General features: G+C 37.5%; 25 protein-coding genes. 5 read left to right on the top strand and 20 right to left on the bottom strand.

Features of this window, described 5'->3' with window-relative positions:
- Positions 1-3: 3 nt before the first annotated feature.
- The 7 genes from V6W77_RS02950 to V6W77_RS02920 all read right to left on the bottom strand — a co-directional run bounded on the left by V6W77_RS02950 (position 4) and on the right by V6W77_RS02920 (position 6,963).
- On the bottom strand, positions 4-921 hold the full coding sequence (locus V6W77_RS02950; RefSeq protein ID WP_283386837.1) for a glycosyltransferase family 2 protein: 918 nt from the start codon (positions 919-921) through the stop codon (positions 4-6).
- A gap of 3 nt (positions 922-924) precedes the next feature.
- On the bottom strand, positions 925-1,281 hold the full coding sequence (locus V6W77_RS02945) for a GtrA family protein (protein WP_283386836.1): 357 nt from the start codon (positions 1,279-1,281) through the stop codon (positions 925-927).
- Positions 1,282-1,354: 73 nt separating this feature from the next.
- Positions 1,355-2,506, bottom strand: coding sequence for a UDP-galactopyranose mutase (glf, locus tag V6W77_RS02940; protein ID WP_334253732.1), 1,152 nt, complete (start codon positions 2,504-2,506; stop codon positions 1,355-1,357).
- A 13-nt stretch (positions 2,507-2,519) separates the two neighbouring features.
- Positions 2,520-4,277: a glycosyltransferase gene (locus tag V6W77_RS02935; protein WP_283386834.1), complete on the bottom strand. Its 1,758-nt coding sequence runs from the start codon at positions 4,275-4,277 to the stop codon at positions 2,520-2,522.
- Between the two features lie 28 nt (positions 4,278-4,305).
- Positions 4,306-5,043 (bottom strand): ABC transporter ATP-binding protein, encoded by a 738-nt coding sequence (locus tag V6W77_RS02930; protein ID WP_283386833.1) that lies wholly within the window; start codon positions 5,041-5,043, stop codon positions 4,306-4,308.
- Entirely contained in the window at positions 5,040-5,834 is a 795-nt protein-coding gene (locus V6W77_RS02925; protein ID WP_334253731.1) for an ABC transporter permease, read from the bottom strand. Before V6W77_RS02925 ends, V6W77_RS02930 begins: the two co-directional genes overlap by 4 nt.
- Position 5,835: 1 nt before the next feature.
- The gene (locus V6W77_RS02920; protein WP_334253730.1) at positions 5,836-6,963 is read right to left on the bottom strand and encodes a hypothetical protein; all 1,128 of its coding nucleotides are present in this window, start codon (positions 6,961-6,963) and stop codon (positions 5,836-5,838) included.
- Between the two features lie 136 nt (positions 6,964-7,099).
- Between V6W77_RS02920 and erpA the strand changes: the two genes are divergently transcribed.
- The gene (erpA, locus tag V6W77_RS02915) at positions 7,100-7,441 is read left to right on the top strand and encodes an iron-sulfur cluster insertion protein ErpA (protein ID WP_334235225.1); all 342 of its coding nucleotides are present in this window, start codon (positions 7,100-7,102) and stop codon (positions 7,439-7,441) included.
- Positions 7,442-7,497: 56 nt separating this feature from the next.
- Here the strand turns inward: erpA and yidD are convergent, their stop codons facing one another.
- The 3 genes from yidD to rpmH all read right to left on the bottom strand — a co-directional run bounded on the left by yidD (position 7,498) and on the right by rpmH (position 8,318).
- Positions 7,498-7,824, bottom strand: a complete 327-nt coding sequence (yidD, locus tag V6W77_RS02910) for a membrane protein insertion efficiency factor YidD (protein ID WP_334238005.1) — start codon at positions 7,822-7,824, stop codon at positions 7,498-7,500.
- Positions 7,773-8,114 carry a ribonuclease P protein component gene (gene rnpA, locus V6W77_RS02905; protein WP_283386828.1) on the bottom strand — a complete coding sequence of 114 codons (342 nt, stop codon included), beginning with the start codon at positions 8,112-8,114 and terminating at the stop codon, positions 7,773-7,775. The genes yidD and rnpA overlap by 52 nt, the downstream gene beginning before the upstream one ends.
- Before the next feature lie 69 nt (positions 8,115-8,183).
- Positions 8,184-8,318: a 50S ribosomal protein L34 gene (gene rpmH / locus V6W77_RS02900; protein ID WP_005599701.1), complete on the bottom strand. Its 135-nt coding sequence runs from the start codon at positions 8,316-8,318 to the stop codon at positions 8,184-8,186.
- 243 nt (positions 8,319-8,561) lie between these two features.
- Here rpmH and hemH point away from each other — a divergent pair, with 243 nt between their 5' ends.
- A complete protein-coding gene (hemH, locus tag V6W77_RS02895; protein WP_283386827.1) occupies positions 8,562-9,521 on the top strand; it encodes a ferrochelatase in 960 nt (319 codons plus the stop codon).
- A 62-nt stretch (positions 9,522-9,583) separates the two neighbouring features.
- Here the strand turns inward: hemH and spoT are convergent, their stop codons facing one another.
- From spoT to ptsH, 10 genes are all read right to left on the bottom strand, one after another.
- Positions 9,584-11,698: a bifunctional GTP diphosphokinase/guanosine-3',5'-bis pyrophosphate 3'-pyrophosphohydrolase gene (gene spoT / locus V6W77_RS02890; protein ID WP_038644029.1), complete on the bottom strand. Its 2,115-nt coding sequence runs from the start codon at positions 11,696-11,698 to the stop codon at positions 9,584-9,586.
- A gap of 106 nt (positions 11,699-11,804) precedes the next feature.
- Positions 11,805-12,086 carry a DNA-directed RNA polymerase subunit omega gene (gene rpoZ, locus V6W77_RS02885; RefSeq protein WP_025216583.1) on the bottom strand — a complete coding sequence of 94 codons (282 nt, stop codon included), beginning with the start codon at positions 12,084-12,086 and terminating at the stop codon, positions 11,805-11,807.
- Positions 12,087-12,187: 101 nt separating this feature from the next.
- Positions 12,188-12,685, bottom strand: coding sequence for a thioredoxin family protein (locus V6W77_RS02880; RefSeq protein ID WP_334229627.1), 498 nt, complete (start codon positions 12,683-12,685; stop codon positions 12,188-12,190).
- 10 nt (positions 12,686-12,695) lie between these two features.
- Positions 12,696-13,709, bottom strand: a complete 1,014-nt coding sequence (locus V6W77_RS02875) for a LacI family DNA-binding transcriptional regulator (protein ID WP_334253729.1) — start codon at positions 13,707-13,709, stop codon at positions 12,696-12,698.
- A 45-nt stretch (positions 13,710-13,754) separates the two neighbouring features.
- A complete protein-coding gene (locus V6W77_RS02870) occupies positions 13,755-15,185 on the bottom strand; it encodes a glycoside hydrolase family 32 protein (RefSeq protein WP_334253728.1) in 1,431 nt (476 codons plus the stop codon).
- Between the two features lie 93 nt (positions 15,186-15,278).
- Positions 15,279-16,202, bottom strand: a complete 924-nt coding sequence (locus tag V6W77_RS02865) for an aminoimidazole riboside kinase (protein WP_334253727.1) — start codon at positions 16,200-16,202, stop codon at positions 15,279-15,281.
- Between the two features lie 180 nt (positions 16,203-16,382).
- The gene (gene miaB, locus V6W77_RS02860) at positions 16,383-17,810 is read right to left on the bottom strand and encodes a tRNA (N6-isopentenyl adenosine(37)-C2)-methylthiotransferase MiaB (RefSeq protein WP_025236712.1); all 1,428 of its coding nucleotides are present in this window, start codon (positions 17,808-17,810) and stop codon (positions 16,383-16,385) included.
- A 214-nt stretch (positions 17,811-18,024) separates the two neighbouring features.
- Positions 18,025-18,525, bottom strand: a complete 501-nt coding sequence (gene crr, locus V6W77_RS02855; protein ID WP_283386821.1) for a PTS glucose transporter subunit IIA — start codon at positions 18,523-18,525, stop codon at positions 18,025-18,027.
- Between the two features lie 80 nt (positions 18,526-18,605).
- Entirely contained in the window at positions 18,606-20,327 is a 1,722-nt protein-coding gene (ptsI, locus tag V6W77_RS02850) for a phosphoenolpyruvate-protein phosphotransferase PtsI (RefSeq protein ID WP_334235233.1), read from the bottom strand.
- Between the two features lie 112 nt (positions 20,328-20,439).
- Positions 20,440-20,697 carry a phosphocarrier protein Hpr gene (gene ptsH, locus V6W77_RS02845; protein ID WP_025216575.1) on the bottom strand — a complete coding sequence of 86 codons (258 nt, stop codon included), beginning with the start codon at positions 20,695-20,697 and terminating at the stop codon, positions 20,440-20,442.
- 257 nt (positions 20,698-20,954) lie between these two features.
- On the opposite strand from ptsH, the gene thiP reads away from it, so the two are divergent.
- From thiP to V6W77_RS02830, 3 genes are all read left to right on the top strand, one after another.
- Positions 20,955-22,529: a thiamine/thiamine pyrophosphate ABC transporter permease ThiP gene (gene thiP / locus V6W77_RS02840; RefSeq protein WP_334235234.1), complete on the top strand. Its 1,575-nt coding sequence runs from the start codon at positions 20,955-20,957 to the stop codon at positions 22,527-22,529.
- Positions 22,526-23,170 carry a thiamine ABC transporter ATP-binding protein gene (gene thiQ, locus V6W77_RS02835; protein WP_334235235.1) on the top strand — a complete coding sequence of 215 codons (645 nt, stop codon included), beginning with the start codon at positions 22,526-22,528 and terminating at the stop codon, positions 23,168-23,170. Before thiP ends, thiQ begins: the two co-directional genes overlap by 4 nt.
- Before the next feature lie 109 nt (positions 23,171-23,279).
- On the top strand, positions 23,280-24,704 hold the full coding sequence (locus V6W77_RS02830) for a sucrose-specific PTS transporter subunit IIBC (RefSeq protein ID WP_334235236.1): 1,425 nt from the start codon (positions 23,280-23,282) through the stop codon (positions 24,702-24,704).
- Positions 24,705-24,786 lie beyond the last annotated feature (82 nt).

Below are 24,786 nucleotides of genomic sequence, written 5' to 3'. Positions count from 1 at the left end.
TATTCACCTTTTATTTTTTAATATATATTTTGGTCTATTTTTACTCTCTATATAAATGCGACCAATATATTCACCTAAAACACCTATTCCAACTAGTTGAACACCACCCAAAAATAGAATGGCAACCATTAGAGAAGGATATCCAGGTATAGGGTTTCCAAAGAAAAGCTTCCCAATAATCAAAATTGAAGCATATATAAAACTAATTATTGCAACTCCGCCACCAAGGTAAGTCCAAAGTTTTAAAGGTGCAGAGCTAAAAGAGGTTATTCCCTCTAAGGCTAAATTCCAAAGCTTCCAACCATTAAATTTTGTTTTTCCGGCAACTCTTTCTTCTCTTGTATACTCAACAATTGCAGTATCAAAACCAACCCAGCTTAGAACACCTTTCATAAATAAGTTCTTTTCCGGTAAACGCTTAATTGCTTCAACAACATTACGAGACATCAACCGGAAATCACCTACATTTTCTTCAATTTTAGTTTTAGATATTTTATTATGGAATTTATAAAACCAAACTGCTGTCTTTCTTTTCAGCACTGTATCTGAAGTTCTATCAGCTCGTTTAGCAAGAACAACTTCATACCCCTCATTATATTTTTCTATCAATTGAGGAATTACTTCAATAGGATCCTGTAAATCAACATCAATGGGAATAACAACATCACCAGTAGAATGTTCTAAACCAGCAAAAAGAGCAGGTTCTTTACCAAAATTACGTGAAAAATGTAATACAGAAATCGAACTATCATCCTTTTCTAATTTATTTAGAATTGATTCGGTACTATCTGAGGAACCATCATTAATAAACAGAATTTCCATATCAAATGGTTCAAAATACTTAAAATTTTTAACTTTTTCTACAAAGATAGGAATAGTATCTTCTTCATTAAATACCGGTACAACTAATGATACTTTCATATTTTACCTTTTAAAAACAATATATTTAGAATATAAAAAACCACAAATTAAACTTATACCAGAGAATATGATCAATGTGGCTAGTGCCGGTAGCGATAATCGATCTGCTGCATATCCTACAATATAACTTAATAGTCCCATAAAAGAGGTATAGCTCAACAACTTACCGACTGAACCACTTTGATTAAAAGTAAACTTCGCATTCATAAAAAATGAAAAAACAACAGCTATAAAAAAACCGATAAGATTACTGATAGATTGAGAAAAACCTAATATAGAATAACAGATTAAAAAAGCAGCCCAATGAATTAAAGTATTTAGAATACCTATTGAAAAATATTTAGAAAATTGTTTTATCATACACTCACTTTATCAAAATAAACCCCTCATATATCAAATATACAAGCGGTTTATTTTTCATAAAAACTTACAATTATACGTCCATATTTACATAGAATGGCTTGAAATCTTTATTACTCTTCAATGCAACTTTGATTTCATCGGCTGTTTCTAATGCTTCTTTAATTGTTACATCCATATCAAGATAACGATAAGTGCCTAGACGACCAACGAAGGTAACTTGTGCTTCCTTATTTGCTTTTTCAACATATTGGCGTAACAGAGCTTTATCTTTTACTAAACGAATTGGATAGTATGGAATATCTTTTTCTTCGCATAAGCGGCTATATTCACGATAACAAATTGTTTTTTCGTGCTGCTCCCAAGGGGCAAAATGCTTATGCTCGGAAATACGAGTATAAGGTACTTCTTCATCACCATAATTTATAACCGCATTGCCTTGATAATCTCCCTCTGAACGGAAAGCTTCAAAGTCCAAAGTACGATAACCTAAACGACCTAATTCAAAACCAAAGTAAGCATCTAGCGGACCAGACCAGAAAATATGATCAAATTCTGCTTTCATTGACTCATTGAATGGTGTATTCAAACGAATTTCAATATTTTGATGATTTAAGATATTTTCCACAATGACCGTATAACCATCTTTGGGCATACCTTGGAATTTATGAGCAAAGTAGTTGTCGTCATAATTAAAACGTACTGGTAGGCGTTTTAAAATACTTGCAGGTAGCTCTTTTGGTTCTACACCCCATTGCTTTTTAGTATAGCCATAGAAAAAAGCTTTATATAAATCACGACCAACAAAACGCATAGCCTGTTCTTCAAAAGTTTGTGGTTCGGTAATTGATAAATCTGCCTGACTTTCAATTAATGCTTTCGCTTCACTTGGCGAACAGGTTTTGCCAAAGAACTGGTTAATAGTATGTAAGTTAATTGGTAGTGAATAAACAGCCCCTTGGCTAATTGTTTTCACACGATTCACGAATGGCATCCATTCCCCAAATTGGTTTACATAATTCCAGACTCGCTCATTATCTGTATGGAAAATATGTGGTCCATAAATATGTACCATTACGTTTGTTTCTGCATCACGCTCAGAGTGGCAGTTACCTGCCAAGTGATTACGTTGATCGATAACTGTTACTTGATAGCCTTGCTCGGCTAGTTCACGGGCAATCACAGCATTTGAGAAACCTGCACCGACTAAAAGAAATTTTTTCATAAATTTTCCTTATTTATTGATCTTGTTTAAATTGTTTTTTCCAAAATGAAGCACTTGTTAATTTATCGTAAGAGTTTGTATATTCATTTTTTAGTGAATCATAGTTTTTATATAATGTATAAGTCGCTTTTAAATATCGCTTAAATAATCTAAAAAACTCTGACTTGTTTTCCTCTACAATATATCCTTTATAAGTTGGCCAATGAATATACAGCACTCTCTTATATCGGAATGTTTCAATTAAATTCCCTCCAAATCCTTTATTTTGCCATACAGTACCAGATTTGAAGAAAGCATTTGGAATTAAATGTCCATTTAGTGTTAATAGGCGGAAAAATCTCCCCACCTTACCTTCTCTCGCATCACCTTGAACTGCTTGTGATGCCACATTAAGCGGGATATCAATTACTTTTTCATTAGAAACCAATTTCTGAATCTCTGGGCGTTTTTGTAACATATTTACATTATTCTCCCAAAATTCCGGACCTTTACTTACATCCTCCATAGCTTGGATAGCAGCCTCTGCTGTTTCATACTGGTAAGCGAATAGATTTTTTAATGCCATTCTTGCTGTCGTTTTCAAGATATCAAATTTAGACCCCCTTACTAATCCATGAAATTGGTGCATTAAATGATAACGGGAGTCTAAATAATGTGGTAATGGTCCATTCTTTAAAGTAAAGTCTTCTTGCCAAGATGAAATACCATTTAAGGTAATAATATGGAATTTATGTAATAAACTAAACCCAGAATCATCTCCACGAACAAAATATGGGAAAGCATAATGATTAATGTTCTCTATCGGAAAGGCAAAAAACCACCAACCACCATAATCTATTTGCTCTTCTAGCTCATTAATTAATAATTGATTAATATCTCTCAGATCAAAGTTACCTTTATTAGGACGACAAACTCCATCAAAACGAGCTCCATTTTCAAACTGTCGAAACATTTCCGCTTCCCGTAGCATAGCTCCCGCAATTGCAGTATTACGATCTTTCGCAAACTCCAGCAAAGCTAATGTACGCTTTATACCTTCTACTTCACAAGAGGCATCATCATCCATAAATAAACAATGAGTATAAGAGCCTTGCTCTTTCAAATTCATCAATCCACGAGTAAATCCACCCGCACCACCTAAGTTTTCATTTGGAATAATAGTTACATTCTCAATATGAGGTAGGTTCTGGCTATTATCTACAATATAAAGAGATACTTTATCCTTAAATTCATCTTTGGCTAATAATTGGCTATTTAAACGCTCTACTGCAGGAAGCACAAAATTCTGACGATTGAAATGCGTAATTACAATACCTAGTTTTACTCTATTCAATGTGTCAATATTTGTTGAATAATTAAAGCTTGAAATTTCTGAGCTGGAAATTGCTTCAATATCAAATGACAACATTCCATCTTCAAGCGTACTCCAAAATTTCAAAGGGATACTTGATGTACTTAATTGCTCATTTGTTAGATATTGCTCATCTAAGATCCGATCACTAAAATGCAAACGGCGTAAACGCCAAACTAATTTTATACTACCTTTGAAAGTAATTGAGAAATGTAAGCTAGAAATATTTGTATGGCGTTTCCACTTTCCAATACTCAAGCTGTTAAAATAAGTATCTGTTGTAACTCGCCCTTTCCTCTTAATTTTTAAATTTGAATTCGCCATATCTAAATCTACAAATTCATTATGGCGAAAATATAAATCAATTTGTGAGCATAGTGAAAATGTTGGAAACACGCTATTTTGAATAATATTTGACATAATTTACCTATAATCCATCAAAAATAATTTACTTGTTCATATATAGTGGTACGACATCATCAGTCTTACCACTAGCTCTGATAATACCTTTATCAATCCATATTGCATTTTTGCAAAGTTCTCTTACCTGATTAATAGAATGTGATACAAATAATAGAGTAGCACCTTCATTAATCATTTTTTCCATCTTCTTTTGAGACTTTTCTTGAAAAGCCGCATCACCAACAGATAATGCTTCATCTACAATTAGAATATCAGGTTTTACAATAGTAGCGATTGAAAATCCGAGTCTTGCAGACATTCCCGATGAAAAATTCTTTACAGGCACATCAACAAAATCATAGAGCTCCGCAAAATCAATAATCTCATCAAAATGCTTTTGCATAAAAGACTTTTTATAGCCTAATAATGCACCATTTAAGAAAATATTTTCCCTTGCTGTAAGTTGCCCATCTAATCCAGCACCTAGTTCAATAAGGGGAGCAATACTACCAGCAACTTCCACACTACCTTTGTAGGGTTTTAAAATCCCACAAATTAATTTTAATAGTGTCGATTTACCCGAACCATTAGTCCCAACTAAAGCCCAAGAGTCCCCTCTCTTAACCTCAAAGCTAATATCTTTTAAAGCTAAAAACTCTTGAAACATTAATTCACCTTTTAGCATTTTAATAACATATTCTTTTAGCCCATTATGATTCTCTGTTGCCTTATTAAACCGAACTGTAGCATTAGTAACTTCAATAATATTTTCTGAATTTCTCATATATATAAAATAAACTCATCTTGTTTTTTGTTAAAATACCAAGTCCCAATAATAAGAACTAGAACAGCTAATGCCAACCCCATAAAAACAGAATAAGGATCAGGCAATTTCGCGTATACAACAATATCCCTAAATTGTTCTAAATACCAATACATTGGGTTTGCAGATTTATATAAAATCTGATATTCCTCAGGAATAATACTTATAGGATAAAATATTGGGGTCAAATAAAACCACATTGATACAAAAACCCCCCATAAATACTGAACATCTCTAAAAAATACAGAGAATGCTGATAAGAACATACTTAGCCCTAAGCTAAAAATAAAAACTTGAAGCAGGACGATAGGAATTAATAATAGATACCAAGAAAACCCACTTCCAGTAATCATCATCACTAAAAGTAGAGCTCCCAATGAAAAAAGGGTATTTACTAATGAACTACCTGCTTTAGAAAAAGTAAAAATATACTTAGGAACATATGTTTTCTTAATTAAGTGAGCATTACTAATTATTGCACCTACAGACATATTAGTAGCTTCTGTCATTAAAGAAAATATAATCTGACCAGAAATAATATATAAAGGGTAATTTGGGATATCAAATCTACTAAATAAATTAGAAAATATTGTAACCAACACTATCATCATTATTAAAGGATTTAAAACACTCCAGAGATAACCCAAATAACTTCTCCGATATTTCAGCTTAATATCTCTAATAACAAGTTGTTTTAACAACTCATCAAATGCAAAAAATCGATTTAATTTATCTATAAATTTACTAATCATATTATCTACAAGTTCTAGGTCTAGGTTTATTCAAATGAACAGCATCATATACATCGTAAATAAGATGCTCGTAAAGTTTTATATGTTTACTATATCTTCTAGGTAACATATTAGGAACCTTCTTAATTTTATTATAGACGACATCCTGTATTTTAACGAAATCAATATGATGATCTGGACGTTCTCTAACATATTTATTATCGCAAACAGGATCATCAATAGATTTTACTAAATCAGGCAAACAATTTACTACCGGCATCTGAGATGCCAAAGTAATAGCAAAATCCCATAACATTTTAGATCTCATTTTAACTGGCAACTGATTAAATCTAAAATATTCTTTATAATATTCTGGCGTCAACTCAATTGTAGGTGCAGAAAAAACAGCATAAATGTTACTAATACCAAACTCATCGTATAAATATTTTCTAAATTTAAGTATTCCATCAACCATCTCTTTTATAAAGAGATCCGTATGATAAAATCCCGATGTTTCAGCTTTAAAAGCTAAGTTAAAATCTATATCTACAGAACCAAAATGCAATAAAATAATACTATCAGACGATATATTTTCTAAATATACTCTATATGGCTTAATATGCTTCTCTGTGTTCTTTAGACCTCTTGTAGACCAACCGGATGCCCAAAAGGGAAAATAATCAGGATTATCGCCAAAAATATAATCAAAAACCTCACTAGATGAAGAACCAAATACAACAACTTTAAGTTTTTCATCCTGTGGAAAAGCGTGCTGCTTGACAGGAATGCTATCTGAATCTAAAACTCTAAAAGAGTGTGATAAACTCTGCTCGAGACAAATACATTTATCAATTATAGACAAGCGACCATCAAGATCTACAATACAATGTGATTCTAACCCCACATTGCTACAGTATAAGATTACAGAATCATCACTATCTTCCACATAAAAAGAAGAGTCAAATAAAAAAATCTCATCATTACTTAAACAGTGGTTCTCAATATCACCATTTCTATGGCGAGCATAATTCCCTGTCATCACATTCTTTAAGGAAATTGTATCTACTCCTATGTTTCCAGAAGTAATTTCATACAGAATTCCACCTAGATACACAAACTTCCCAATTAAAGTACTTTCTACAGTTTTCATAATCATCTTTCCTATGAAGTTATTATACTAGATTTTAATAAAAAGCACTTTACTTTTAACATACTTTACTTATTGCTATAAATCATTGATTGTTAGATAATACCTAAATATACAAAACCTTGATCTAAAACAAAAAATGAGCGATATCCAAATTCCTTTAATCTTTACTGACGCAGCAGCTCGTAAAGTGAAAGCCTTAATTGAAGGCGAAGATAACCCAAATCTTCGCTTGCGTGTTTATATTACGGGTGGGGGCTGTAGTGGGTTTCAGTATGGGTTTACCTTTGATGATCAGGTAAATGACGGTGATCTCACTATTGAAAACCAGAATGTAGGCTTGGTGGTTGATCCTATGAGCTTGCAATATCTAATCGGTGGTACGGTAGATTATACCGAAGGGTTAGATGGTTCTCGCTTTGTGGTTACTAATCCAAATGCGAGTTCAACTTGTGGTTGCGGCTCTTCTTTTAGTATCTAGTAAAAAAACCGCTAAATTTGACCGCTTGTATCAAACGAAAACCGCCTAAATAGCAATTATTTAGGCTGTTTTTTGTTGTTTTGACATTGGCAACAACAAGGCGGAACAGGATCTTCTCCTCCTTCACTCATTGGGTTACAACGTAAAATCCGTTTAAAAGCGAGATACCCTCCTTTGATTGCTCCGTGAATTTTAATTGCTTCAACGGCATAAGTTGAGCAAGTCGGATAAAATCGGCAGCGAGGTCCAATCAATGGGCTAATTGCATAGCGATAGAAATAGATAGGCAGCAAGAGTAATCTTGCCAATAAACTGATGCGTTTTGGCTCGCTTATTGATTGCTCTGAGCAGGCTTTTTGCTCAGGCGGATGTGCCTTGCCCATAGTTTTTCCAGTGTCTCAAAAAGCGTTGCGTTGTCTAATTTGCCAATTCCACCTTTTGCCACAAATACAAAATCAAAATTGGGTAATTCGTGCTGTTTTAAGCGAAAACTTTCTCTTACAATGCGTTTAATACGATTGCGATCGTGAGCTCGTTTTAGATGTTTTTTAGCAACAGTTAAACCTAGACGAGGATTATCTAATGTATTCTCTCTCGCAAGAAGGGTCATTTGAGGGGTACTGGCTCGAAGAGGTTCTTCAAACACCGCTTTAAATTGAACGGGAGCTAACAAACGCAGCTCCCGAGAAAAATTTAGCTTCTTCACACTTAATTAGAAAGGTGTTTTGGCTGAGTTCTGCAATTATGCAGATAAAGATTTACGACCTTTAGCACGACGACGTGCTAATACTTGACGACCGTTTTTAGTAGCCATACGAGCACGGAAACCGTGTGTACGAGCACGTTTTAATACTGATGGTTGAAATGTACGTTTCATTGCTTATCTACCTAAATATTTAAAAAGTTGGCATACAAAATGTTTCTGCCAAACAAGGACCATAAAAAAGAGTTGCAATTCTACAGGCAAACAAAACAAAAAGCAAGAATCAATCTAAGTACAAATCAGATTGTTTGCAAAGTTTTTGAAAAATACGACCGCTTGTAATAATCGCAGAAATTTATATTACTTTATGGCATAATCGCTTCATACTCATTTAGTTATAAATTTTGGGAATATACTATGAACCAGCAAAAAATCGGTATTTTGTTAGCCAATTTAGGCACGCCAGATGAGCCTACAGCCCCTGCCGTTAAGCGTTATTTAAAGCAATTTTTAAGCGACCCTCGTGTTATCGACTTACCTAAAGTGAAATGGCAGGCGATTTTGAATTTTATAGTGTTACCAAAACGCTCGCCAAAAGTTGCAAAATTATACCAATCGGTTTGGAGTGAAGAAGGCTCGCCGTTATTGGTTATTTCTCGTGAGCAACAACGTTCCGTTCAACGTTATTTTGATGCAAAAGGTAAAAATGTAGTGGTGGAATTGGGGATGTCTTACGGTAATCCAAGCATCGAAAGTGCGACAGACAACCTAATCAAACAAGGCGTTGAGCGAATTATCGTGCTTCCTCTTTATCCACAATATAGCAGCACGACAACTGCGTCGGTATTTGATGCTTTCGCAAACGGTTTAAAAGCCCAGCGTAAGATTGTGCCGTTTGATTTTATTCATAGCTATCATAACGATCCGCTTTATATTCAAGCATTGGCTAACTCTATTGATGTGAAACAAGATGAGCTGTTACTTTTCTCCTTTCACGGTATTCCAAAACGTTATGAAGATGAAGGTGATTTTTACTCAAGACATTGCTATGAAACCGCTGAATTAGTGGCAGAAAAATTAGGTTTACCAAAGCATAAATGGCTTTTATCTTTCCAATCACGTTTTGGCGATGAAGAATGGTTACAGCCTTACACCGATGAAACGCTTGAAGGCTTTCCAAAAAAAGGGGTGAAAAAAGTCGCCGTAGTTTGTCCTGGCTTTTCGGCGGACTGTTTAGAAACCTTGGAAGAAATTGCAGAAGAAAACCGTGAGAACTTTGAACACGCGGGTGGAGAATCTTATCGTTATATTCCTGCATTAAATGCAAACGGTGATCACATTAGAGCTTTAGTGAAATTGATTGAAGCAAAAATGTAAGAAATAAAATACAAGCGGTTAAATTTTATGAAAATTTAACCGCTTGTTACTTAACTTATTACCTATTTACGAGCAACTTTTACCACACCATTAATGCTGGAAAGTTTGCGTAAAATCGCCTCAAAATGAGCTTTGTCGATAACGGAGATTTGGAATATCACTTGATAGACATTGCCCTCTCTTGCTTCACTATGAATGCTGCCGATATTACTGTCCATCTTCGCAAAAGTTGAAGTAATGGCTGCCAACACACCCGGTTCATTCATAATATCTAACACGATTTCAGTTTCAAACTTGATGGCTTTCTCTTTCGCAACTTCCCACATTACAGGAAGATAATGGCTTTGATCGATAGCGTAATCTTTCACATTTGCACAACAAGTATTATGAATAACCAAGCCTTTTCCTGAACTAACGTAAGCGATAATGTCATCACCCGGTATCGGTAAACAGCATTTCGCAAAACTGATAAGATGATTTTCAATACCTTCAATTTTTATTGGTTGATTATTTTCCGGGTTACCATCAGTATCAATTTGTAATGTTTCACCCGATAAGCGTTGGGCGATCACGCTGCTCATCTGATTACCTAGCCCGATTTCAGACAACAAATCATCAAAGGTGGCTAAACGCAACTCATCTAATACAGGCTGAATGATTTCTGGCTTGAGTTCATCAATAGAATTCAAATTCATCACACGAATTAACTGGCGTTTACCTAATTCAATGGCTTCATCGTGTTCTTGATTTTTAAGGAACTGTCGAATTTTTGCACGAGCCTTACCCGTTACGACAAAGTTCAGCCAAGAAGCTTTCGGTCGTTTGCCCTGCTCGGTAATAATTTCAATCGTCTGTCCTGTTCGTAAAGGCTCAGTAAGTGGATATGGATTGCGATCTACAAGTGCACCAACACAACGATCACCAATACCTGAGTGAACGGCGTAGGCAAAATCAATCGCTGTTGCATTCGCAGGCAGTTCCACAATACGCCCTTTCGGGGTAAAGACGAAAATATCATCCGAGAAAAGATCAGATTTCACGCTATCAATAAACTCTGCTGAGTTGCCCGCACTGTTTTGCAATTCAACAATACTTTGTAACCACTGCTGTGCTTTCAACTGCATAGTAGTATTGTGCGGACTTTCGCCCTCTTTATAACGCCAGTGAGCGGTAACCCCCATATCCGCCATTTTATCCATATCTTCGGTACGAATTTGTACCTCAACCGGTACACCGTGCGGACCAATCATTGAAGTATGTAACGATTGATAACCATTTGGCTTCGGTACTGCAATATAATCTTTCACACGCTTCGGGCGAGGTTTATACAATGCGTGCATCTGCCCCAATACGCGGTAGCAATTATCCACATTTCCTACTACCACACGGAAAGCGTAAATATCTAAAATGGAATGAAAATGCTGATCTTTCTGACGCATTTTTTGATAAATCGAATAGAGATGCTTTTCACGCCCATAAACTCGAGCTTCAATTTTTACATCCTCTAAACGCCCTTTAATATCATCTGCAATGCGTTGAATAAGCTCTTTACGATGACCTCTGGCACTCGCAATTGCCATTTTTAATACACGATAACGTTGCGGGTGCATTGCCTCAAAGCCGAGATCTTCTAGCTCGTTTTTAATATGCTCAATACCTAAACGATGGGCTAACGGACTATAAATTTCCAATGTTTCTTTTGCAATACGGCGGCGTTTGTCGGGGCGAAGTGAACCTAAGGTTCGCATATTGTGAGTACGGTCGGCGAGTTTTATCAAAACAACACGAATATCTTTCGTCATCGCCAAAATCATTTTGCGGAAATTTGCCACTTCCGCTTCTTGACGGGTGCGGAATTTTAACTTATCAAGCTTAGAAACGCCCTGCACAATATCGGCAACGCTCTGCCCAAATTCAGCGGCAAGTTCTTCTTCGGTGTAAGGTGTATCTTCAATCACATCGTGTAGGAGGGCAGCAATCACGGCTTCGTGATCTAATTTCATCTCAGCAATGATAGAAGCCACCGCAACAGGGTGGGTGATGTAAGGCTCTCCGCTTGAGCGTGTTTGCCCCTCGTGAGCATCGCGTGCAATCACATAAGCACGTTTAACACGTTCGATTTGCTCACTCGGCAAATAGCCCTGAATAATTCGATCTAAAGGTTCAAAAAGATACACGTTATACCTCAACAGAAATAAAAATGGACAACGAATTTGCAAATTTTAAGGAAAATCCTACCGCTTGCAGACCCAATTGCCCATTCTCTCTTGACGAAAAATAAAATTACGCTTCGTTGCTCATTTCAGTTAAAAACGAAATCGCTTCTTGCTCTGCCGCTTCTTGTTTAATAGACTCGTGGTTTTCTAACTGATCCATAATATCAGTGGTAATTAAACCTTCTTCAATTTCACGCAATGCGATAACGGTTGGTTTATCATTTTCTTCAGGCACAAGTGGCTCACGCGTGTGAAGTTGTAATTGTCTTGCACGACGTGCAGCAATTAAGATTAAATCAAAACGGTTGCCAATTTTCTCCGCTGCTTCTTGTACGGTTACACGAGCCATAAATTTACTCCAAAGATATATTCATTTTTATTCATAAAAAGATTGCAGATTATACAGAAATTAGGTAGGTTCTGCAATTATGGTTAGGGGAATTTAGGGAATTATTTAACTTTCGTTAAAACCGCCAACAATTCTTTCTCAACCTCTTTCCCTAATTTACCCATTCGGAAATCAGCAATTAATTGATCGGATTGCTCTGGCTGCTCTTCAATTTTATCTTTTAAAAATTGAGGAAATTCCGATAATACCATCTCAATCTTGCTGCTACTCACATCAAAAATCGTGGGAATTTTTTGCTCAGAAATGACCGCTTGTAGCTGTTCATCGTGCTTAAATTGTTTTGCTTCTTGGGCTTCTTTACAAGCAATATACTCAACCTTGATGTTGAGATTAAGTTTTGCCATTCGTTGAAAATAAGCGACTACTTCGACACAATCGGGGCAATGCGGTTCTGCTATCACAAGCCAATCGCCTTGCACGCCAATGGATTTCAGCTTCTCTTCGGTTTCCGGCTCTAGTTTTACCTCAATATAAACTTCTAACTGATTTTCACGATCTTCATCGCTATTAAATTCTAAATATTCGTAAAAATGTGCCATAACTTTCCTTTTAAATTGATTTCCGCCATAAAATTTCACAATCCACTTTCACACTTTCCACTTTCTTTTGAGCTAATCTTTGCTGAATTAAGTTAAATGTTTGCTCAGCGATCTGCTGATGATCTTGCTTTATCGAGTGAATATGAAACGGCAACGCATTCAATAAATGATGATCGTCAAAAGTAGCTAAATGGAGTTCTTGGGTTAAGAGTTTATCCATTTGTCGATGCTCGGTTAAATAACGCATCACCCCCTCAAGCAAGGTAAAAGAGGCGGTAAATACTGCTTCAGGCAGTCGTCCTAACTTTTCTACAATCTGCGAAAACATCTGATAACCCGATTCAGGCTGATAATCTTTGTGCAGCAGCCAATTTTCATCAAAGTCCAAATGCGACTGCATCAATCCTTCACGAAAGCCTTTCAAACGATTTTGGCTCGGTGAGAACGAGAGCTGACCGCCCAAATAGAAAAATTCAGTTGGCTGATAAGCTCTGACCATATTTTCCACCAACATACTGATTGTTTCGGTATCATTACTGGTTATAGATGGCACATCTAGCCCGGAAATATAACGGTCTAGCTGTAACATTGGGGTATATTGAGTAATACTTTTATAGTAGCTCGGCTCGTGGTGAGTAGGTGCGGTAATGAGCAAATCTACCTGCCTATCCAACAAACGTTCTATCGCTTTTTTCTCACCTTCAAAGCTGTCGTCAGAGCAAGCAATTACAAGCTGTAGCCCGTTATCACGGCATAATTTTTCCAGCGTTTTGGACGTTAAAGCAAAGCCGTAGTTGGTTAAATCAGGAATGACCAAACCAATAACATTCGTGCGTTGAGCTTGTAAGGACTTTGCATACACATTGGCTCGATAGCCGTGTTTTTTGGCGATCTCTTTTACTTTTTGGCAAGTTTCAGGTTTAATTCTAAAATCATTGCCCCGCCCGTTTAAAATCATACTCGCGGTGGTTTTAGACACACCGCTTAGCTCTGCAATATCGCTTAGCGTTAAGCGTTTTTTCACACTTTCTCCTCTTTATCATTTTGGGGCTTTCCCGCCCACTTTGTTTTATTCTACGCTAATTGGTATTACTTTTGCTACTCTCGCTTGGAGAGGGCGAGAGCTTTTCACGCTATTTTCACGGTTAGCGATAAAGAAACGAGAGGTCAGCACTTTTTCGCCACCATTGAGGAAAATTTCCACTACAGAGCGGTCAAAGAAAATATCCAGCGTATCTAATTTTTCGATTTTACAATGACGAACCGTACCAAACTTTTCCATTAACTCTGTTTGCTCACTTTGGCTACGATCTAAGCTAAATACACCGTTTTCAAAACGGATTGTGAGCTTTTGCCCTTGTTCATTGCTGAAAAAATCTAATACAAGCGGTTGATTTTCTACCGAAATTTGCAAATAAGCAGTATCTAAATCATCAATTGCAACATTTTCTGACATTTCGACCGCTTGTTGCTCGCCTAAATTCACAATGGGTTGTTGCACCACTTTACCGTTTTGTAAGGAAAGTTTGCGAGGCATTGTCAGCATTGAATGCCATTGGTATTTGTCGGTTGGATAAGTGAGATCCGGTAAGCCTACCCAGCCAAACATAATGCGATCCGAATTTTCCACCGTTTGTGGTGCATAAAAATCGAAGCCGTAATCTAATTCTTCAATATGCTCGGCATTAAAACTATTACCATTTAACTGCCCCACCGCATAAGTGGCGTGATAGTTATTTTGAAATTGATGGCTTTCACGCAATTTACCCTGTGGCGACCAAACAAACAGATCTTTTCCACTAAGCCTAAATAGATCCGGGCATTCCCACATAAACACATTGCTATTATCAAAACCATTCACATCAAGTTCGGCAACTAAACGAGGTGTGTCATTTAGATCATTCATTTCATAAATTAACGCCGTACCGGTTAAATTCTCACGTTGAGCTCCAAGTACAAAACGAATTTTTCCTTCCGCCGTAATGTAAGGTTTCGGATCACGCACGTGTTCGGTATAACCTGTAGGAGCTTGGTCAATAATGCAACGTTTTTCAAGCAATTTGCCTGAAGTATCAAAAATCGCAATATTTTGATGTGGAACTCGAGCGTTATCAGAAGGGCGGCGGGTGTTACCCGTATAGAAAGCCACGATTTTGCCTTGCCATAAAATCGCTCCACCGGAATAGCAACCGTGTGATTCAAACAATTCATCGGGGATTAATAACTCCCCTTTTTCAAAGGTTTGAAAATCTTCGGTCATAAAATGTTGCCAATGCTTCATTCCGTGCAATGCACCGTAAGGAAACCATTGAGCAAAGATGTGGTAGTTCTTGCCATCAAAAAGTAAACCGTTTGGATCATTGAATAAGCCTGTTTCAGGGGCAAGATGGTAAGTTGGGTAGAAATTAAGATCAGAAAGTACGGTTTGGCGAAGAGTATTTAATTCGCCTTCGCTTTGAGCGTGTAGGCTTTTGTATTTTCCGTTATTGAAAATGTGCATAGGGATTTCCTGTTTAGTTACCCTCTCCCCTTGTGGGAGAGGGACCGATTTTTCTTCGTTCAGAAGAAAAATCAGGGAGAGGGGAAAATAAAACTATTCTGCCCAAAATGCGTCCAACTCTGCTTTATTCGGCAGAGCCGACATCGCCCCTTTTGCGGTGGTGGCTAACGCACCGGAGGCATTTGCTTTGCGGATAACCTCAACTAGAGCGGTTTCATCTTTCCAATCCGGCGTGTTGGCTAAACCGGCTAATAATCCGCTGACAAAAGCATCGCCAGCCCCTGTGGTATCAACAGGTTTTAATGCTTTACCCGCCACAATTTGGCTCTTACCGCTGAAGTGGTAAATTGCCCCATCTTTGCCTAAGGTGATGATAATTAATTTTTCAGGATATTGTGCCGTAATTGCTTTGGTCGCCTCTTCTAAAGAATCGGTATCGGTGAGTAATGTCAGTTCTTCTTCCGAAAATTTGAGAATATCTGCCATTGAAACCACTGAATTGACTACCGATTTCATTTCATCAAGGCTTTTCCAGAGGGATTCACGCAAATTTGGATCAAATGAAACATAACCACCTGCTTGTTTTACTCGGCAAATCGCTTCAATGGTAGTAGAGCGTGATGGGTCATTAATTAAGGCAATTGAGCAACAATGTAAGAAATCACCTTGACTAAATTCAGGTAAATCGCCAATTTCTAAAAATTGGTCTGCACTTGGATTAACCATAAAGGTAAAACTGCGTTCGCCATTATCTAAGCCAACTACAACCGTTGAAGTGCGGTGATTGTCATCTAAAATCATATTCTCGACAGAAACATTTTCAGCTTGTAGCACCTCACGCATAAATTTACCAAGCGGATCGTTACCCACTCGCCCGATAAAACCTGCTTCAACGCCTAAACGAGAAACACCTACCGCCACATTTGCCGGTGCACCACCTGCACATTTTAAATAGTGATTTTCGCCATCTGGAATTAAATCTACAACGGCATCGCCTGTTACCCAAATCTTGCTCATAATTTTTTCTCTTTATATCATTCAACTTTTAGCTAAAACGATTTAGCTATGAATTATTATAAATTGTAAGCGGTTCAATTTCACTTACTTTTTGCATTTTAAGATGCCTTAAATTGCAAAAAAATCTAAAAAAATAACCGCTTGTATTATAGCTACAAGCGGTCATAAAACGTAATTTTTTTACAGATTGACAACGTATTTGCCAACACCTAACTCGTCTTCTTTACGAGTGCGAGCAATCACGCTTTCAGCTGATTCCACTACGCGTAATCCCATTTCCTCTTCCGTGCGGATTACCTCGCCACGCAGGGAGTTAGTATAAACATCGGTGATTTTCACATCTACAAATTTGCCAATCATATCCGGCGTACCCACAAAATTCACCACACGGTTGGTTTCTGTACGTCCTGTGAGTTCCATTAAATCTTTTTTCGATGGACCTTCTACCAAAATACGTTGCTCAGTTCCAAGCATTGAACGGCTAAACTGCATTGCTTGATGGTTAATACGTTGTTGTAGACGTGATAAACGCTCTTTTTTCTCCTCTTCTGAGACATTATCAGGCAGATCTGCCGCCGGTGTACCCGGACGAGCCGAATAGATAAAGCTAAAGCTCATATCAAAGTTTACTTGCTCAATGATTTTCATTGTTTGCTCAAAATCTTCTGCCGTTTCACCCGGGAAGCCGACAATAAAGTCTGAGCTGATTTGGATTTCAGGACGAACTTCACGCAATTTGCGAATAATCGCTTTATACTCTAATGCAGTGTGATTACGTTTCATCATCGTCAGCACTCGGTCTGAGCCACTTTGAATCGGTAAGTGTAAGAAACTGACTAATTCAGGCGTATCACGGTAAACCTCAATAATATCATCACTAAATTCAATCGGGTGGCTGGTGGTATAACGCAAGCGGTCAATACCATCAATCGCCGCCACTAAACGTAGCAATTCTGCAAAAGTACAAATACCACCATCGAAAGTCTCACCACGATAAGCATTTACGTTTTGACCGAGTAAATTTACTTCACGCACACCTTGAGCAGCAAGTTGTGCAATTTCAAATAATACATCATCTACCGGACGTGAAACCTCTTCACCACGTGTGTAAGGCACAACGCAGAATGAGCAGTATTTGTTACAACCTTCCATAATTGACACGAAAGCAGTTGGACCTTCCGCTTTGGGCTCTGGCAAGCGGTCAAATTTCTCAATTTCCGGGAAAGAAATATCCACAATTGAGCTTTTACCGCCACGAATTTGGTTAATCATTTCAGGTAAACGGTGTAGGGTTTGTGGTCCGAATACAATATCAACATAAGGAGCACGATCACGAATATGCTCTCCTTCTTGCGAAGCAACACAACCACCCACACCAATGATTAGGTTTGGTTTGTCTTTTTTCCAGTTTTTCCAACGACCAAGCTGAGAGAATACTTTTTCTTGTGCTTTTTCACGAATAGAACAAGTATTCAGTAATAAAACATCTGCATCTTCCGGATTTTCAGTTAGCTCAAAACCGTGTGTAGAGTTGAGTAAATCCGCCATTTTAGACGAGTCGTACTCGTTCATTTGGCAGCCCCAAGTGGTAATATGTAATTTAGCCATAGTTAAAAAATAATAGATATATCAATTAGTTAGAAAAGAAAAGCGTAAAGTAATTTATTGTTTTGTACTCAAAATAAACCCTTTACGCAAAATTTGTGGCATATTTTACCCTGTAGCCTATTTTTTATCTAGAAATAATCTGCATAAATCTGATATTCAGCAAATAAAAAAGCCACGATTTTTTAATATCGTGGCTCTATTCATTATTTTAGCATTATTTTGTTAAGGTTAAAACAACGCTTTCGCCTGCAACAACTTGACCGTTTAATTTAGATAAGTTGCTGATTTCATCCATATTTGAAATCACGATCGGTGTTAAAACAGATTTTGCTTTACCTTCAAGTAAGGCTAAATCAAATTTAATGATTGGGTCGCCTACTTTTACAGTTTGACCTTCTTGAGCTAAACGAGAGAAGCCTTCGCCTTTTAGTTCAACGGTATCAATACCAAAGTGAACGAATAACTCAACGCCTTCTTCTGATTCAATAGAAAATGCGTGGTTAGTTTCAAAAATCTTACCAATTGTACCATTTACCGGTGCAACAATCGTATCACCAGCAGGACGAATTGCCACACCGTCGCCTACGATTTTCTCAGAAAAAACTACATCCGGTACATCTTCGATATTGACAATTTCACCGGTTAATGGTGAATAAATTTTGATTTCTTGGCTCTCTTTTTGTTTTGAACCGAATAATTTATCAAATAAACCCATCTTAAAATCTCCCTCAGATATTACAGAATTCCCGTATATTTTATACGAGAATTTTGTATTTGTATGCTAAATAATTGAAATTAGTTTAATTTTTGATAAAACGCATCAACTAAACGTTCAATATCCGCAGCCGTTGGCTGAGCAAGGGCTTCATCAGCGAGTGCTTTTGCATCGGCAAAATTAATTGAACGAATGAGTTTCTTAACGTGCGGCACAGAAATACCGCTCATACTGAACTCATCTAAGCCCATACCAAGCAATAATGCCGTTGCACGTACATCGCCAGCCAGCTCGCCGCACATACCTGTCCATTTACCTTCTGCGTGTGAAGCATCAATCACTTGCTTGATTAAGTTTAATACTGATGGGCTTAATGGATTATATAAGTGAGCGATAATCTCATTACCGCGATCTACCGCAAGCGTATATTGAGTTAAATCGTTTGTACCGATACTAAAGAAATCAGCTTCTTTCGCCAGGTGGCGAGCATTTACCGCAGCTGATGGCGTTTCCACCATAATACCGAGTTTTAAATTTTCATCGAATGAATGACCTTCATTACGTAATTGATCTTTTAACTCTTCAACGATTGATTTTAATAAGCGGATTTCCTCTACCGAAATAATCATTGGGAACATTACCGCTAAATTACCAAAGGCAGAGGCACGCAATACCGCACGTAATTGAGTATCTAAAATTTCACGACGGGTAAAACCAATACGCACAGCACGCCAGCCTAAGAACGGGTTCATTTCTTTTGGTAAATCAAGGTACGGTAATTCTTTATCGCCACCAATATCCATAGTACGAAGAATCACCATCTTATCGCCCATCGCTTCTACAATTTCTTTGTAAGCTTGGAATTGCTCTTCTTCACCCGGCAGTTGAGCACGATCCATAAATAAAAATTCAGTACGGTATAAACCTACCGCTTCGCCACCGTTACGCAATACACCATCTACATCACGGATTGTACCGATGTTACCCGCCACATCAACTTTATGACCGTCTAATGTTTGAGCCGGTAATTCTTTTAATTTAGCTAACTCTTCTTTTTCAGCCTTTAATTTCTCTTGTAAGGCTTTAAATTCTGCAATTTTTTCTTCTGATGGGTTTAAATGGAGTTCGTTGTTAATCGCATCTAAAATTAAGAAATCACCGGTTTTGACTAAAGAAGTAACATTATTCGTACCCACAATGGCAGGAAGCTCTAATGAACGAGCCATAATCGAAGTATGAGAGGTACGACCGCCAATATCCGTAATAAAGCCTAATACTTTATCTAAATTTAATTGTGCCGTTTCAGAAGGGGTTAAATCGTAAGCCACTAAAATAACTTCATCTTGTATATCGCCTAAATCTACAATATTCATATTTAAAATATTACGCACTAAACGATTGCCGATATCACGAATATCACCCGCACGCTCTTTTAAATATTCATCATCAATTTCCGCAAGCATTGCCGCTTGCATTTCAATCACTTTACTTGCTGCAACATCAGCTGTAACAAGATTATCACTCAGGTAACCCAGAATTTCTTCTTCAAGCTCTTCATCTTCTAAGATCATTAAATGACCTTCAAAAATCGCTTCTTTTTCCTCACCCAACGTTCGGCGGGCTTTCTCTTTAATCGCTGTTAATTGTGCTGCTGCTTTTTCACGTCCTTCAAAGAATTTCGCTTTTTCAGTCTCAACTTCGCTTTCATCAATTTTGCGAGTATTTAATACAATTGGCTCTTCTTTTAAAACCAATGCTTTTCCAAATACTGCACCGGGGGAAGCTGCGATACCTGTAATCATAATCGTGTCCTTATGTAAGACGATAAATCGTCTGGTGTTGCATAGCAAAACACTTTATTGCAGCGTTTCGCTGCAATAAAGTGGTATAAATTTTAATCCGAGAGTAAAAAAATTATTCTAAAGTAGGAATCAAATCAACTAAGAAATCAACTGCTTTTTGCTCATCTTCGCCTTCAGCAGAAATAGTGATTGTAGTACCTTGAGTTAAACCCAATGTTTGTAATTTAAATAAGCTCTTTGCACTTGCACTTTTACCGCCGGAAGCAACGGTAATATCAGATGCAAAGCCTTTAGCTGCTTTAACAAATTCAGCTGCCGGACGAGTGTGTAAACCATTCGGAGCTGTGATAACAACATCTTTTGAGTACATAATGTATTCCTCTTATAAATTGAAAGTTAAAAAAAAATGTTTTAATCAAATCGATTTCGCTCGCAACTTTACTACAAATTCAAATTAAACACACGCTAAAAAAATGAAAAACTTGTTGCGTTAACCTAAAAAATTGCTATTTTTTTGAGCTAATTTAAAAATCATTTGTCAAATATCAAGATTCTAGCATACTGCCAAATGGAAATGTTACAATAATTTCCACACGACTTTTCCTTAATTTTCAACATTGGAGCAATATGCTTGGCAAATTAACCAAAACAACAGCGTGGTTTATCTACTTTGGCATTATTGCACTTTATGGCTTTAGCTTATGGGCATTGTTCGGATATCAACAAAACAACACTTTGATTTCCGGTACTGATGTACTGCAAATTCTCGCTTATAGTTCGCTTCAAGCTATCCTTTCTGCCGTCATTTCACTTATTTTAGGCGGTCTTTTAGCACGATCTTTTTTCTATTTAGACTTTAAAGGCAAGCAATTACTTTATAAAACCATCTCTTTTGTTTGGGCATTACCTTCACTCGTCATTATCTTTGCGGTCATTGGTGTATTTGGCAATTCAGGCTGGCTGGCACAATTTTTTCACTCTATAGGCTTGGAATGGCAATTTAATTTATATGGTTTACACGGCATTATTATTGCTCACAGCTTATTCAACATTCCTTTTGTGATGAAATATTACATCAGCGGATTAAACCTTATCCCAAGTAGCCGTTTTCAACTTGCCTCTCAATTAAATGTAAAGGGCTGGAATTTCATCAATATTGTAGAAATACCTGTTATCAAAACGCTGTTTCCTTATATTTTTATGACAGTATTTCTCGTTTGCTTTACCAGCTTTCCGATAGTATTAATGCTCGGTGGCAGCCCGAAATACAGCACGCTTGAAGTGGCTATTTATCAAGCGGTTACTTTTGAGTTTGATTTTGCAAAAGCGATTATCTTAATCGCGGTACAATTTGTTGTAGGTATCGGCTTACAATTTGTGATGAGCCGAATTTCTACTTCAGCATTGAAGCAACTGAAACAACAACCTAACCGAGTAGAGATTTGGAAGCCAAAGCCCACTGGTGTAGCAAAATTGCTTTTACAAGCGGTCATTTTTTTGCAAAGTTTTGCAATAATTCTACCGCTTGTAAGCGTGGTTTGGGCTGGCATTAGTGTGTCAAAATTCAGTGAGCGATTGCTCAATCCGGCATTATGGAAAGCGGCACAGTTCTCTTTGGTTTTAAGCCTGATTGCCTCTTTTGTGGTAATTGGAATAAGTTATCTTATTGCCTTAGAAGCTCGCCAACTGCTCTATAAAAAAGCCAAACTCGCTCACAGTATTTTAGGCAGTGTAGCGATTTATCCGTTAGTGCTACCAATCTTTTTGTTATCCGTTGGTTTATTTATTTTACTGATGAACCAAAACCTCTCCACATCGGAACTACTGGTTTTAGTTGGTATATGCAATGGCTTAACGTTGCTCCCTTTTATCTACCCGATGCTCTTTTCTGCGATGTGGAATAGTTTAACAAGCCACGATAAACTGGCTCACAGCTTAGGGCTAACAGGCTTTCAACGCTGGTGGATTGTGGAAAAAACACAGCTAATTCGACCGCTTGCAACCGCCTTTGCATTAGCATTCTCTTCAAGTTTAGGCAGTTTCACCGTGATTGCCTTTTTTGGCAATCGTGATTTTAGTTCGCTACCCTACTTGCTCTATCAACAACTCGGAAACTACAGAACCGAAGATGCCGCCGTTACTGCATTAATGCTAATGTTATTCGCCTTGCTGCCGTTTTTATGTATAAAGGACAAAATATGATAGAACTTGATCTTCACTTTACTTATGAACAGATGAAAATGCACTTTCAACTTTCCGCTCATAAAGGCGAACGCATTGCGGTAGTTGGTGAAAGCGGTGCGGGCAAAAGTACATTGCTCAACCTAATTGCCGGATTTGAAAAAGTTGAAAAAGGCGAATTGTTCTTAAATCAAGAAAATCATACTCACACCGAAGTAGCACAACGCCCTGTTTCTATGTTATTCCAAGACAACAATATTTTTCCGCATTTAACAGTGGAACAAAATATTGGGTTAGCCCTTGTGCCAAGCCTCTCACTTAATGAAGAGCAGAAATTGCAAGTCAAACAAATTGCCCGTCAAATGGGGCTTGAGGAATTTTTACACCGACAAGCTGATCAACTTTCAGGCGGACAAAAGCAACGTGTTGCACTTGCTCGCACACTCTTGCGTGATAAACCGATTTTATTGTTGGATGAACCTTTTTCTGCCCTCGATCCAAAACGCAGAGAGGAATTACAACAAATCGTACTAGATATTTGCCAAAGCCGAAATTTAACTTTGCTGATGGTAACTCACCAATTAGAAGAAAGTTTGTTTTTGTTTAATCGGGTGATTACAGTTTCAAATGGGAACATTATTTCTGATCTCTCCCCTATTTAGCAAAAATGTGATCTTAATCACAAATTTAGAAAAATTTTCAATCTTTCCTTTTTTAGCTAAACCGTTTTAGTTAAAATATCGGTGTTCAATTACACAAAAGGTACTAACTATGAATTATGCAAAAATTGCCGAGCAAACGATTGCAAAATTAGGCGGAAAAGAAAACATTACAGCTCTTGCCCACTGTGCAACCCGTTTACGTTTAACTATTTCTGATGAATCAAAAATTGATAAAGAAGGCATTGAAAATATCGAAGGCGTAAAAGGTCAATTCTCTACTTCAGGTCAATACCAAATTATTTTTGGTTCAGGCACAGTAAATGAAGTACACGCTCAAATGCAAAAACAGATGGGCGGTTCAGATATGAGTACCTCTGATGTTGCGGCTGCTGCAGCGGCAAATCAGCCGTTGTTACAACGCTTAGTGAAAGGCTTAGCGGATATTTTCGTGCCAATCATTCCGGCAATTGTAGCGGGCGGTTTGTTAATGGGTATTCACTCAATGCTTACTGCGGTTGGCTTCTTCTGGGAAGGTGAATCTGTAGTAAGTCGCTATCCTGCTATCGCAGATTTAGTGGATTTCATTAACACCGTTGCCAATGCACCATTCGTATTCTTACCTGTACTTCTTGGTTTCTCCGCAACTCGCAAATTCGGTGGCAACCCATTCTTAGGGGCTGCTCTTGGTATGTTATTAGTTCACCCGGCACTTGCGGACGGTTGGAACTATGCAAAAACCTTAATGGAAGGAAAAATCACATATTGGAATGTATTTGGTTTAGAAATCGAAAAAGTCGGCTATCAAGGCACTGTTATTCCAACGATTATTTCTGCGTGGGTATTAGCAACCCTTGAAAAAACCTTCCGTAAATTTGTGCCGAGTTATTTAGATAACCTTGTTACGCCAATGATGTCATTATTCATCGCAGGTATTTTAGCATTTACGGTAATTGGTCCATTCGGACGTGAAGCAGGTTCAGCAATCTCAGCAGGTTTAACTTGGTTATATGACAGCTTAGGCTTTATCGGTGGAGCAATTTTCGGAACATTCTATGCTCCGATCGTAATTACCGGTATGCACCAAACCTTTATTGCGGTAGAAACGCAATTATTAGCTGAAGTGGCACAAACCGGTGGTACATTCATCTTCCCAATTGCAGCAATGTCTAACATTGCACAAGGTGCGGCTTGTTTAGGTGTGGCGTTCGCAATGAAAGATGCTAAAGTGCGTGGCTTAGCTGTTCCGTCCGGTATTTCAGCATTATTAGGCATTACCGAACCTGCAATGTTCGGGGTGAACCTGCGTTATCGCCAAGCGTTCATTGCGGCAATGATCGGCTCAGGTTTAGCAAGTGCATTTATCGCATTCTTTAATGTAAAAGCCATTGCTTTAGGTGCGGCAGGTTTCTTAGGTATTCCATCAATCAAACCGGACAGCCTTGCAATGTACTCTGTAGGTATGGTGATTTCATTTGTTGTCGCATTCACTATTTCAGCTGTGTGGGTAAAACGAGCACAAGCGAAAGCAAAATAACGATAACTAGCTGATAATAAAAGGGATTAAGTTAAAACTTAATCCCTCTTGCTATTACAAGCGGTCATTATTTCTCAAAATT

It is taken from the genome of Mannheimia indoligenes, assembly GCF_036880405.1.
GTDB classification, from domain to species: Bacteria; Pseudomonadota; Gammaproteobacteria; order Enterobacterales; family Pasteurellaceae; genus Mannheimia; species Mannheimia indoligenes.
The sequence above is the reverse complement of the archived record's forward strand: the minus strand, read 5'-3'. Positions and strand labels throughout refer to the sequence as shown.